The organism is Paenibacillus sabinae T27 (assembly GCF_000612505.1).
Classification (GTDB): Bacteria; Bacillota; Bacilli; order Paenibacillales; family Paenibacillaceae; genus Paenibacillus_AQ; species Paenibacillus_AQ sabinae.
Genome location: NZ_CP004078.1, coordinates 1 through 12,500 on the forward strand (window position 1 = coordinate 1; position 12,500 = coordinate 12,500).

General features: G+C 50.2%; 9 protein-coding genes and 1 rRNA gene (1 of these 10 running past the window's edge). 9 read left to right on the forward strand and 1 reads right to left on the reverse strand.

Going from position 1 to position 12,500, the window contains the following annotated elements; all coding sequences use genetic code 11:
- Positions 1-87 precede the first annotated feature (87 nt).
- The 6 genes from dnaA (at position 88) to gyrB (ending at position 6,583) form a co-directional block, all read left to right on the forward strand.
- Positions 88-1,434, forward strand: a complete 1,347-nt coding sequence (gene dnaA, locus PSAB_RS00005; RefSeq protein ID WP_025332554.1) for a chromosomal replication initiator protein DnaA — start codon at positions 88-90, stop codon at positions 1,432-1,434.
- A gap of 231 nt (positions 1,435-1,665) precedes the next feature.
- Positions 1,666-2,808 (forward strand): DNA polymerase III subunit beta, encoded by a 1,143-nt coding sequence (gene dnaN, locus PSAB_RS00010; protein WP_025332555.1) that lies wholly within the window; start codon positions 1,666-1,668, stop codon positions 2,806-2,808.
- A gap of 46 nt (positions 2,809-2,854) precedes the next feature.
- Positions 2,855-3,076 (forward strand): S4 domain-containing protein YaaA, encoded by a 222-nt coding sequence (gene yaaA, locus PSAB_RS00015; protein ID WP_025332556.1) that lies wholly within the window; start codon positions 2,855-2,857, stop codon positions 3,074-3,076.
- 167 nt (positions 3,077-3,243) lie between these two features.
- Positions 3,244-4,362, forward strand: a complete 1,119-nt coding sequence (gene recF, locus PSAB_RS00020; protein ID WP_025332557.1) for a DNA replication/repair protein RecF — start codon at positions 3,244-3,246, stop codon at positions 4,360-4,362.
- Between the two features lie 14 nt (positions 4,363-4,376).
- On the forward strand, positions 4,377-4,625 hold the full coding sequence (gene remB, locus PSAB_RS00025; protein WP_025332558.1) for an extracellular matrix regulator RemB: 249 nt from the start codon (positions 4,377-4,379) through the stop codon (positions 4,623-4,625).
- Between the two features lie 47 nt (positions 4,626-4,672).
- Positions 4,673-6,583, forward strand: a complete 1,911-nt coding sequence (gene gyrB, locus PSAB_RS00030) for a DNA topoisomerase (ATP-hydrolyzing) subunit B (protein ID WP_025332559.1) — start codon at positions 4,673-4,675, stop codon at positions 6,581-6,583.
- 158 nt (positions 6,584-6,741) lie between these two features.
- Here gyrB and PSAB_RS00035 read toward each other — a convergent pair whose 3' ends face one another.
- Entirely contained in the window at positions 6,742-7,605 is an 864-nt protein-coding gene (locus PSAB_RS00035) for a YheC/YheD family protein (RefSeq protein ID WP_025332560.1), read from the reverse strand.
- A 289-nt stretch (positions 7,606-7,894) separates the two neighbouring features.
- On the opposite strand from PSAB_RS00035, the gene gyrA reads away from it, so the two are divergent.
- The 3 genes from gyrA to PSAB_RS00050 all read left to right on the forward strand — a co-directional run.
- Positions 7,895-10,447, forward strand: a complete 2,553-nt coding sequence (gyrA, locus tag PSAB_RS00040; protein ID WP_025332561.1) for a DNA gyrase subunit A — start codon at positions 7,895-7,897, stop codon at positions 10,445-10,447.
- A gap of 176 nt (positions 10,448-10,623) precedes the next feature.
- On the forward strand, positions 10,624-11,721 hold the full coding sequence (locus PSAB_RS00045) for an HD-GYP domain-containing protein (RefSeq protein ID WP_025332562.1): 1,098 nt from the start codon (positions 10,624-10,626) through the stop codon (positions 11,719-11,721).
- A gap of 279 nt (positions 11,722-12,000) precedes the next feature.
- Positions 12,001-12,500, forward strand: a 16S ribosomal RNA gene (locus PSAB_RS00050); it runs 1,057 nt beyond the window's last position.

Genomic DNA, 12,500 nt, shown 5'->3' on the forward strand with positions numbered 1-12,500 from the left:
GATAATATTCCCCATCACCTTATTTTCTTCGACATTTCCACTTCATGGCTCTAGCCACATTTGGAAGATTTAAAGGAGTGACAGTGTGTGGAAAGCCATACTTCCGAACTATGGCAGCAGATTTTATCAATTATTCAGACCAAACTAAGCAAGCCAAGCTATGATACCTGGTTTAAAGCAACCAAAGCGATCTCGTTCAGCCCCCAGTCGCTCGTCATTTCGGCGCCGACAACTTTCGCCGTGGAGTGGCTTGAAAGCAGGTATACGAAGCTGGTCGGAGCTACGGTTTTCGAAGTGACGGGACAACAGGTCGACGTCAAGTTTGTTATAGAAGAGAACAAGCCTGCGGAGCCTGTCGTTCAGATTTCTCCCGGGCCTCCCGCTGTTTCCCGTGAAGAAGCCCAAACGCATATGCTGAATCCCAAGTATACGTTCGATACATTTGTCATCGGCTCGGGTAACCGGTTTGCCCATGCGGCCTCGCTGGCCGTCGCCGAAGCGCCGGCCAAAGCCTATAATCCCTTGTTCTTGTACGGCGGCGTGGGGCTCGGAAAAACACATCTGATGCATGCAATCGGCCATTATATTCTGGAACATAATCCGAGCAATAAAGTGATTTATATTTCATCCGAGAAATTCACCAACGAGTTCATCAACTCTATTCGGGACAACCGCGGCGAAAGCTTTCGCAACAAATATCGGAATGTCGACATTCTGCTGATCGACGATATTCAATTCCTTGCCGGCAAAGAATCGACGCAGGAGGAATTTTTCCATACATTTAATGCGCTGCATGAGGAACGCAAGCAGATTATCATCTCAAGCGACCGGCCGCCAAAGGAAATTCCGACTCTTGAGGAACGGCTGCGTTCACGGTTCGAGTGGGGCCTCATCACGGACATTCAGCCGCCGGATCTGGAGACCCGGATCGCAATTTTGCGCAAAAAGGCCAAAGCCGAGAACCTTGATATTCCAAACGAAGCGATGATGTATATCGCTAATCAGATCGATACGAACATCCGTGAGCTGGAAGGCGCTCTCATCCGGGTCGTGGCCTACTCTTCGCTGACCAACCAGGATGTAACGACGCATCTGGCAGCCGAAGCGCTGAAGGATATCATTCCGTCCAGCCGGCCGAAGATGATCACCATTCAGGATATCCAGCAAAAGGTCGGTGAATATTACAATTTGCGACTCGAAGATTTCAAAGCGCGCAAACGGACGAAAGCCGTCGCTTTTCCAAGACAGATTGCTATGTATCTTTCCCGGGAGCTGACCGATTATTCGCTTCCCAAGATCGGCGAGGCCTTTGGCGGCAGGGACCATACAACCGTTATTCACGCCCACGAAAAAATAAGCCAGTCGATTAAGGTCGATCAGGAGCTGTACAAAGTGGTAAACAATATTTCCGAGAAAATAAAAAATCCTTCGTAACGGAAGGAATAAACAAGCCTATACACAATCTATTCACATGTGCGTAGGCTTAATTTTATGCAGTCCAGACCGCTTATCCACATATCCAGCGCCCCTACTACTAATACTATTTAAAATCTATAATATATCTTCATCAGACAAAGCGGCTGCGCCGTCTTTTGAAGAACCGGTATAAAGCTTCTGAAACCTCTTATTTATCAGACTGCCCACTATTCAGCTAGGAGTGAAATTATGAAAATCAGCATTCTTAAAAATGAACTCAACGAATCCATCCAGCACGTATCCAAGGCGATATCCAGCCGAACGACGATCCCCATTCTTACCGGCATCAAGCTGGAGGTCAGTTACCAGGGCGTTACGCTAACCGCCAGCGATACCGATATTTCCATTCAATCGTTTATTCCGGCGGAAAATGACAGCGAGCAGATCGTGAAGGTGGAGCAGCCGGGAAGCGTCGTGCTTCCGGCCAAATTTTTCGTTGAAATCATCAAGAAGCTGCCTTCCAAGGAAATTCATATGGAGGTCAAGGATGGCTTTCAGACCTACATTTCTTCCGGAGCGACGGAAATCCAGATGGTGGGCCTTGATCCGGAGGAATTTCCTGTCCTGCCGAATATTGAAGGAAATGAAACGATCTCTATACCCGGAGATTTGCTGAAAAATATGATCAAGCAAACGGCTTTTTCCATCTCCACCCAGGAGACAACGCCGATTTTAACAGGTATACTATGGAATCTGTCGGACGGTGAGTTCAAATTTACCGCAACGGACCGTCACCGGCTGGCAACAAGAGCGGCCCGGCTGGAAGGAACGGAGGAAGTCCGTTTCGCAAATGTCGTCATCGCCGGCAAAACGCTGAATGAGCTGAGCAAAATCATTCCCGACCAGAACATGCTCGTAGATATCGTCGTGGCCGATAATCAGGTGCTTTTTAAATTGGACCGGGTTCTCTTCTATACCCGCATTCTTGACGGCGTCTATCCAGATACTTCTAGAATTATTCCGAGTGTCTACAAAACAGAACTGACTCTCGAAACAAAAAAATTAAGCGAATCGATCGACCGGGCTTATTTGCTGTCCCGCGAAGAGAAGACGAATATCGTCCGCCTGCAGACGCTGGAGAACGGAGGAATCGAAATCTCCTCGAGTTCATCGGAGCTTGGGAAAGTGCGGGAAGAGCTTGACGTCCTTGATTTTAAAGGCGAACCGCTGAAAATATCGTTTAACTCCAAATATATGCTGGATGTGCTGAAAATAGTCGACAGCGAACAGCTGACGATCGCTTTTACCGGGATGATGAGCCCGATTATTTTAAAGCCGCTGGATGAAAGCAAGGCGCTGTACGTTATTTTGCCTTATCGTACGACCAACTAACGCCGGATTTCCCTTTTGTGGATAAGTGGCAGAGAGGAAAGAAATCATGAAGAAAATAGTTATCCACAGTGGATATATCAAGCTGGATCAATTTTTAAAGCTGTCGGACTGTGTATCCACAGGCGGGATGGCGAAGGCTCTGCTTCAGGAGGGGCATGTGCTCGTGAATGGGGAAAAAGAGGATCGCAGGGGAAGAAAGCTGTATCCGGGTGACAAAGTCGAAGTGAAGGACGAAGGACTGTTCGAGGTAGCCGGCGGAGAAGAGTAAGCATCTTTTACTTGTAAATCAAAGCTCCATTGTCAGGAGCTATCTTGAAATATAAGCTGGAATAAGAGCATAGCGATGGTTTATGGCTTGTATTTCGATCGAGAAGCGGGCGCTTTCCCATGCATGGGAATTGGGCTGCCGTTTTTCTGCTTGGGAGGAACGCTTTCGTGTTTGTAAACAGTATCACCCTGCGGCATTACCGGAACTACGGATCGCTGCTGCTTGAAGGCCTCGGAGATGTGAATCTGATCCTTGGGCAAAATGCCCAGGGCAAGACGAATCTCGTCGAGGCCCTTTACTGCCTGGCGATGACGAGGAGCCACCGGACCTCAAAGGACCGCGAGCTGATCTCTTTCGACGCTCCGGATGGCGCGGCTTATATCGAGGCGGAGATTCAGCGCAAATATGGGAACTTAAAGCTTGAGCTCACGCTGTCCCCGCAGGGGAAGAAAGCCAAGATTAACGGTCTGGAGCAGCGGCGCCTGAGTGAATTTGTCGGTTCGCTGAATGTCGTCATGTTTGCGCCCGAGGATCTGGAGATCGTCAAGGGGACGCCTGGTGTCCGGCGACGTTTTTTGGATATGGAAATCGGCCAGGTTCAGCCAAGTTATCTGTTCCATCTGCAGCAGTATCAGAAGGTGCTCCTCCAAAGAGGCAATCTGCTCAAGCAGCTGTGGGCAAAAAACGGGGCCGGCGGGGATATGCTGGAAATATGGGACGCCCAGCTTGCGGAGCATGGTGTTAAAATCGTCAAAAAAAGGAAACAATTCATAAAGAAGCTGCAAGGGTGGGCCGAAGAGATTCACAAAGGGATTACCAACGGCGGCGAAGAGCTGAAACTATCCTATGTTCCTTCTTTCGGAGAGCGCGAAGAGGAAGATGAAGCTGTCTTATTAGACAAATTTATGTTAAAGTTATCACAAACACGTGAACAGGAAATCCGGCGAGGCATGACGCTGACAGGTCCCCATCGGGACGATCTGTCCTTTTTTATCAACGGCAGAGAGGCTTCGGTTTATGGTTCCCAGGGGCAGCAGCGCACGACCGCTCTTTCGCTCAAGCTCGCCGAAATTGAACTTATCCATGAGGAGATCGGGGAATATCCCGTCCTGCTGCTTGACGATGTTCTGTCCGAGCTTGATCCGTACCGTCAAACGCAGCTAATTGAAACGTTTCAGAGCAAAGTACAGACCTTCATAACGGCTACCGGAATCGAAAGCCTGAATGCCGATAAATTAAAAGGCGCAATCCAGTATCGCGTCCATAGCGGAATCATAGAGTCTTAAACGGGAGGAAGACCATGTATATTCATTTGGGCGGGGAAAAGATTATCCGGTCTTCGGAGCTGATTGCCATATTCGATATTTCCATCGAGAAATCCTCCAAATTGTCCAAACAGTTCGTTACCGCGGCATTGAATGACAAGAAATTGGAGCGCATCGGCGAAGAAGAAGCCAAATCCATAGTCGTTACGCAGAACATTGTGTATTATTCCCCCATTTCTTCTTCCACACTCAAAAAAAGATCCAGAATGCTGCTTGACAGTTGAAGCCCGTCCAGGGCCAAAGTAATAATCTGAAAGAAGTAGGTGAAGGCATGTCAATGAATCAACCGACATATGATGAGAGCCAGATTCAGGTGCTTGAAGGGCTGGAAGCGGTCCGCAAGCGTCCGGGCATGTACATCGGTTCGACCAGCGTAAAGGGCTTGCACCATCTCGTATGGGAAGTTGTCGATAACAGTATTGACGAAGCATTGGCCGGTTATTGCGACAAAATCCAAGTTATTGTGCATGAGGACAACAGCATAACGGTAATCGACAACGGACGGGGAATTCCTGTCGGAGAGAACACGAAGCTGAAGAAATCGACGCTTGAAGTCGTCATGACCGTCCTGCATGCAGGGGGCAAATTCGGCGGCGGCGGATATAAAGTATCGGGCGGCCTGCATGGGGTGGGTATTTCCGTAGTGAATGCCCTCTCGGAAAAAGTGGTGGTCACGGTTAAGCGTGAGGGACATGTGTACCAGCAGGAATATCGCCGGGGAGCCCCTCAGTACGACATCCGGACGATTGGCGATACCGATGAGACGGGAACGAAGACTACATTTCTCCCGGACCCGGAGATTTTTACCGAAACGACCGTCTATGACTACAATACGCTCCTTACCCGGATTCGCGAGCTGGCCTTCTTGAATAAGGGAATTGAAATCTCCCTTACCGATGAGCGGACCGGTTCATCGAACACGTTCAAATACGACGGTGGTATTATCGAATATGTGAAGTTCCTCAACGAGAAAAAAGAGGTGCTGCATGAGGAACCCATCTATGTCGGCGGTTCCCGCGATATGATCCAGGTCGAGGTGGCGCTTCAATACAACGATTCGTACACCGAAAATATTTACTCTTTCGCCAATAACATTCATACCCATGAGGGCGGAACGCATGAATCCGGATTCAAGAGTGCCTTGACTCGGATTATCAACGATTATGCCCGGAAAAGCGGGATCATTAAGGATAACAGCTCCAATCTGACCGGAGACGATGTCCGTGAAGGACTGACGGCGATCATTTCCGTGAAGATTCCCGAGCCGCAGTTTGAGGGTCAAACGAAGACAAAGCTCGGCAACAGCGAGGTTCGCGGGATTGTGGAATCGCTGTTTGGCGAGAAGCTGCAGGAGTTCCTTGAGGAGAACCCGGCCATTTCCCGGCGCGTCCTGGATAAATCACTGCAGGCTTCCCGGGCGCGGGAAGCGGCGCGCAAAGCCCGCGAGCTTACGCGGCGCAAGAGCGCTCTTGAAGTCAGCGCGCTGCCGGGCAAGCTGGCGGACTGCTCGTCCAAGGACGCTTCCATCAGCGAGCTGTTCATCGTCGAAGGCGATTCAGCCGGCGGATCGGCTAAGCAGGGACGCGACCGACATTTTCAGGCAATTCTGCCGCTGCGCGGTAAAATTCTGAACGTGGAGAAGGCTCGCCTGGACCGCATCTTGTCCAACGCCGAAATCCGCGCGATTATTACCGCTCTTGGAACGGGAATCGGCGATGACTTCGACCTGTCGAAGGCGCGTTATCACAAGGTTGTCATCATGACGGATGCGGATGTCGACGGCGCCCATATCCGTACTCTGCTGCTGACCTTCTTTTACCGGTATATGCGCAAAATCGTTGACGCGGGCTTTATCTACATCGCCCAGCCGCCGCTGTTCAAAGTGGAACGCAACAAGGTGGTGCGCTACGCCGGCTCGGAGAAGGAGCGCGACGAGATTATCGCCACCTTCGGAGAGAACGCCAAATTTAATGTTCAGCGCTATAAAGGCCTCGGAGAGATGAATGCCACGCAGCTCTGGGAAACGACAATGGATCCCGAAAGCCGCAGTATGCTGCAGGTAACGATCGAAGACGCCATTCTGGCGGATAGCATTTTCGATACGCTGATGGGCGATAATGTGGAGCCACGGCGCGATTTTATCCAGGAGCATGCCAATACGGTCAAGAATCTGGACATTTAATTCGGCTGCAGGTCAGCCTGATGAGTTCGATTCATACGGAAAAGGGATCTTGCGGGAGTACAGAACCCGTAGTATCCATCTTCAGCAGCCTCCGGCTGCCGCCAAGCAAGGCGGTCCGGGGGCTGTTTTTACGTCAAGGAGGAAGAAGGAGCAGGGGGCTAACGGCCGCGTGTATGGGTCTTGCTACGCGAGGATAAGCTCGAGCTGCCAAAACCCGCACGTCCGTAGGAGGCGGCATACCGGCTGATTTTACGGTAAATGGATTTGTCGTCAAACAGCTTAAACGCTACAAGGGAAGGCATTGTATTGACCTCAAGAATCCACAAATCATGATGATCATCCATGGCGACATCCAGACCGATTTCCTTCATATCCGGGAAAGCCTTCACCAGTTGGCGCCCGATGCGTACGCCAAGATGCTTCAGTCGATGGATCATGGACGAGCGATCGGCCGTGATCATATGCTCGGCAAGCAGCTCCTCAACGGGCAGGAGGCTTCCGCCGTTATGATAGTTGGTCACAATTTTTTGCGGCGCCGCCACTCTGCCCAAAAGTCCCGTTGTTTCCCATCGGCCCTCCGGGTTTTTTTGGACAAGCACACGCAAATCGAATGACAGATTCTTATAACGCAGAAGGTTGATTCCTTGTTGAATCAAATAGGGACGCTTCTTTATTCGTCCGCTGATGGCCTGATGCAGCTCTTCCATCGATTGAAAGGCAAGCGCTTTGGTACCGTAACGGAGGATATACATTATGCTTGGCTCGGCGTTTTCCTCTTCGTGTGCTTCCGGATTTTCCGCGCCGCTGGGTGTCAGGATCAGATTCCGCCGCTCCGCTCGCATGACCCCGCATCCGTAGGTTCCGCGATCCGGCTTGATATAGACGGTTTCATACAGGACGAGCATCTCATTAAGCACCGAATAATCATATTTACGGGTATCGGGAATATAAGGCGCCAAGGAGCGGTTCTGCAGGATGACTTCGGTCTTGGCCCATTTGCTGGAAACCCGCTGAATTCTCATGTTACTCCTCCCTTTATACGGCTGAAATATAAGGACAAGTGTTCTAAACAATGGTATAATCTAAGGATATGGGATGATATCTTTATGCCGATGTTATGGAGCGTTTAGGCACGGTCTGTTCCATACAGTCTATGAGCCGTGAGTCTATGCGGACAGGGCTAATACCCGGGAACCGGGCAGAAAAACATTGATATAAAAGCTAATAGCTAGTACGTTTAATTGTGCTGTTTTTGTGAAAGGAATATAATAAAGGGTAGCGGTTTTTTAACTGAAGGAGGTCCAGCAACTCATGGCTGAACAAAATAACCCGCAAATCAGGGATCGGGACATCGGTGTCGAAATGCGCGATTCCTTTATGGATTACGCAATGAGCATCATTGTGAGCCGGGCTTTGCCGGACGTTCGGGACGGACTTAAGCCGGTGCACCGGCGCATTTTGTTTGCGATGTCGGAGCTTGGAATGTCGCCGGATAAGCCTTACAAGAAATCGGCGAGAATCGTCGGTGAGGTTATCGGCAAGTACCATCCGCACGGTGACTCGGCCGTGTATGAGACGATGGTCCGGATGGCTCAAGATTTCTCCATGCGCTATATGCTGGTTGATGGGCATGGTAATTTCGGCTCGATTGACGGCGATATGGCTGCGGCAATGCGTTATACGGAAGCCAGACTTTCCAAGATCGCCATGGAAATGCTGCGCGATTTAAACAAGGAAACGGTTGATTTTATTCCGAACTATGACGGCGAGGAGAATGAACCTGCTGTTCTGCCTTCCCGTTTTCCCAATCTGTTGGTCAACGGGGTATCTGGTATTGCTGTAGGGATGGCTACCAACATTCCGCCGCATAATCTGGGCGAGGTCATTGACGGCGTACAGGCCATGATCCGCAACCCCGAAATTACGCCAATCGAACTTATGGAATATATCAAAGGCCCGGATTTTCCAACGGCCGGATATATTTTAGGCCGCGAAGGCATACGCCAGGCGTATCGTACGGGCCGCGGCTCGGTCACGATGCGTGCAAAGGCACTGATCGAAGAGGAGAGTAACGGCAAGGCGCGGATTGTTGTAAATGAGCTGCCTTATCAGGTTAACAAAGCGCGTCTGGTGGAGAAAATTGCCGAGCTGGTGCGCGAGAAGCGGATTGAAGGCATTACCGACCTTCGGGACGAATCGGACCGCAACGGCATGCGCGTCGTGATTGAAGTCAGACGGGATGTCAACGCGAATGTTGTACTCAATAATCTCTACAAACACACTTCGATGCAGTCTACCTTTGGCATCAATATGCTGGCTATTGTCGGCAAAGAGCCGAAGGTGCTGAACCTGCGCGACGTGCTGTACCACTATTTGCAGCATCAGGTCGAGGTTATCCGCCGCCGGACCGAATTTGAACTGAAGAAGGCCGAAGCCCGGGCGCATATTCTGGAAGGATTGCGCATAGCGCTGGATAACCTGGATGAGGTTATCGCTCTGATCCGCGCTTCGCGTACGGTCGATATTGCGCGCGAAGGTCTGATCGAGACCTTCAGCCTCAGTGCCGAGCAGGCACAGGCGATTCTGGACATGCGGATGCAGCGTCTGACCGGTCTGGAGCGCGACAAGATCGAGAACGAATATAACGAGCTGCTGGTGAAGATAGCCGAGTACAAGGCCATTCTAGGCGATGAAGCGCTCGTGCTTGAGATTATCAGCAATGAGCTGCAGGAACTGCGTGACCGGTATGCCGATGATCGTCGGACCGAGATCACTATCGGAGAAGAAAGCATTCTCGATGAGGATCTGATCCCGCGCGAAGAGGTCGTCATAACGGTATCCCATACCGGTTACATCAAGCGTCTTCCGGTAACCACTTACCGCAGCCAGAAACGCGGCGGCCGAGGTGTTGTGGGCATGGACACGAAGGATGAGGACTTTGTTGAGCATCTCTTCGTCAGCAATTCCCATAACTATCTGATGTTCTTTACCGATAAAGGGAAGGTATACCGGATCAAGGCCTACGAAATTCCCGAGCTTGGACGTACGGCCCGCGGGACTCCGATTATTAACCTGCTTCAGATCGAGCAGGGAGAGAAGATCAGCGCGGTCATCCAGATTGAGGAAACCGAAAGCGATCAATACCTGTTCTTTGCCACCCGCGAAGGTCTGGTGAAGAAGACGCCGCTCGAAGATTACAACAATATCCGTAAAGGCGGACTTATCGCCATCAATCTGCGGGAAGAGGATGAGCTGATCGATGTGAAGCTTACCGACGGAAAGCAGAAGCTGATTTTGGGCACGGCGGACGGAATGTCCATCACCTTCTCCGAGGAGGATGTCCGTTCCATGGGACGGAGCGCGACTGGCGTCAAGGGCATTACTCTGGATGAAGAGGATCATGTCATCGGTATGGATTGTATCGATCAGAACCTGGATGTGCTCATTGTCACGACCAAGGGCTATGGCAAACGGACTCCTGCCGGCGATTACCGTCTGCAGACCCGCGGGGGCAAGGGAATCAAGACCATCAATCTTACGGAAAAGAACGGCCCTGTCGTCAGCCTCAAGGTCGTTAAGCAGGAAGAGGATCTGATGATCATCACGACGGGCGGAACCTTGATCCGCATGAGTATGGACGGCATTTCGACCATGGGACGTTATGCGCAGGGTGTGAAGCTGATCAACATCCGCGAGGACGATGCCGTGTCTACCGTCTGCCGCACCGATAAGAGTGAGGAAGAGGAGGATGCGCAGTCCGATGAGACGGAAAGCGTCAATCCTGAGCTGACTGAGGCTTCGGAAGTCAATGAATCAGAATCTGCCGATTCCGATTCGGAAGATGGCGGAGAGACTCTGGAATAGCATCATCTATTGGTTAAGAGAGTACCTGCAGCGAATGCTGACAGGTGCTCTTTTTTTTGCTTCCTAAAAAAATGACTAAACTAAAACTTTCATACTAGTCGCTTCCCTATATTCATAATATAATTAGGAAAATAGTACCTATTTTTCAGCATGGAGAGAATAAAGGGGTTGAGCGTATGCCGAGCATATCGGTGGCGGAAGTAAAACCGGGTTCAAAAGTAAGTAAAGATATCATTACGCCTTTGGGAGGGACTCTGTTTTCCAAGGGAAAAGTATTGCTGCCGCGCGATATGGAAATACTGGAGGCTTTTCTTATCCAGCAAGTGGATATTCAAGGCTCGGAAGAGGACGTCATAGCTTCGGAAGCCCCTGCAGCTCCTTTGAAGGGGGATGCCAAGAAGGGAACGGTTCCTTCAGTCTCTTCAGTGACCCGCAGCAGTTCACAACTGCACGAGGAATACGATAAAATGCTTGCGCTCATCAAAAGCTGTTATAGCTCAGCCAGCGCGGCAATTCTGCCTATTTATGATCTCCGCAGCGCCTTGGAATCGCTGATTGCCTATATCAAGGACTACCATGTTCTGAACTTTACGCCGCGGGCGCTTAATGATCAGGACTATATTTATCATAACGCCGTACTCTCCGCGCTGACCTCCTATAAGATTGCCCAATGGTGCGGATATCCCCAAAAAGAGTGGCTTCAGGTGGCCTTCGCCGGTCTGCTGCATGATATAGGAAATGCCAAAGTTGATTCTTTCATTCTTCAGAAGCCCGAACCGCTTACGCTTACCGAGAGAAATGAAGTGCGCAGGCATACGACGTATGGATATCAAATTTTGCGAAATGTAACGGCTATCAACGAAGGTGTCCGGCTTACAGCTTTGCAGCATCATGAAAAAATTGACGGATCGGGTTATCCACTTCGGCTTCAAGGCAGCCAGATTCACAACTATGCGAAAATTGTCGCCGTAGCTGATATTTTTCATGCTATGACACTCGAGCGGGTATACAAGAAGGCACAATCGCCTTATCTCGTTTTGGAAGAAATCCAGAAAGAGGGCTTTGGCAAGCTGGACCCCGCAATTGTACAAACCTTTGTTTATAAGACGACAGAACTTCATAATGGAACCAAGATACGCCTTATCGACGGCCGGCAGGGGGAGATCATCTTCTCGGATCGCAGCAACCCTACACGTCCTTTAGTAAGCGTGGAAGGCCGAATCATTAATCTGGCGCATTCGCGCAACCTATATATTAAGGAGATCATCACGTAGGGAAGATATTGGTTTTAAATTTATTTTCAAAAAGGGTTGCATAAAAAAATCAATCATGGTATATTCTAATTCCGGCCAAGAAATACGAACTCTGCTTCAAAAAAAGAATTAAAAAAAGAGCTTGCATTAAATGGTCGGACATGATATATTATAAAAGTTGCTGCTGACGAGAAATTGAACGGCGGCAAAGAAGTTTGATCTTTGAAAACTGAACAACGAGTGAGTATTAAATGAGAAGAAATTCTCGTCAGTTTGTTTGATTGAGCTATCGGCTCTACCTTTTTGGAGAGTTTGATCCTGGCTCAGGACGAACGCTGGCGGCGTGCCTAATACATGCAAGTCGAGCGGAGTATTTTGAAGAGCTTGCTCTTCAAAATACTTAGCGGCGGACGGGTGAGTAACACGTAGGCAACCTGCCCCTTGGACTGGGATAACTACCGGAAACGGTAGCTAATACCGGATAAGACCTTCTGGTGCATACCGGAAGGCGGAAAGGCGGAGTAATCTGTCACCAGGGGATGGGCCTGCGGCGCATTAGCTAGTTGGTGGGGTAACGGCTCACCAAGGCGACGATGCGTAGCCGACCTGAGAGGGTGAACGGCCACACTGGGACTGAGACACGGCCCAGACTCCTACGGGAGGCAGCAGTAGGGAATCTTCCGCAATGGGCGAAAGCCTGACGGAGCAACGCCGCGTGAGTGATGAAGGTTTTCGGATCGTAAAGCTCTGTTGCCAGGGAAGAACGTCTCTTAGAGTAACTGCTAAGAGAGTGACGGTAC

Bases quoted from the DNA above. Each gene is read 5' to 3' on its own strand.
- dnaN (WP_025332555.1), top strand. From the start codon at position 1,666: ATGAAAATCAGCATTCTTAAAAATGAACTCAACGAATCCATCCAGCAC.
- yaaA (WP_025332556.1), top strand. From the start codon at position 2,855: ATGAAGAAAATAGTTATCCACAGTGGATATATCAAGCTGGATCAATTT.
- remB (WP_025332558.1), top strand. From the start codon at position 4,377: ATGTATATTCATTTGGGCGGGGAAAAGATTATCCGGTCTTCGGAGCTG.
- gyrB (WP_025332559.1), top strand. From the start codon at position 4,673: ATGTCAATGAATCAACCGACATATGATGAGAGCCAGATTCAGGTGCTT.
- PSAB_RS00035 (WP_025332560.1), bottom strand. From the start codon at position 7,605: ATGAGAATTCAGCGGGTTTCCAGCAAATGGGCCAAGACCGAAGTCATC.
- gyrA (WP_025332561.1), top strand. From the start codon at position 7,895: ATGGCTGAACAAAATAACCCGCAAATCAGGGATCGGGACATCGGTGTC.
- PSAB_RS00045 (WP_025332562.1), top strand. From the start codon at position 10,624: ATGCCGAGCATATCGGTGGCGGAAGTAAAACCGGGTTCAAAAGTAAGT.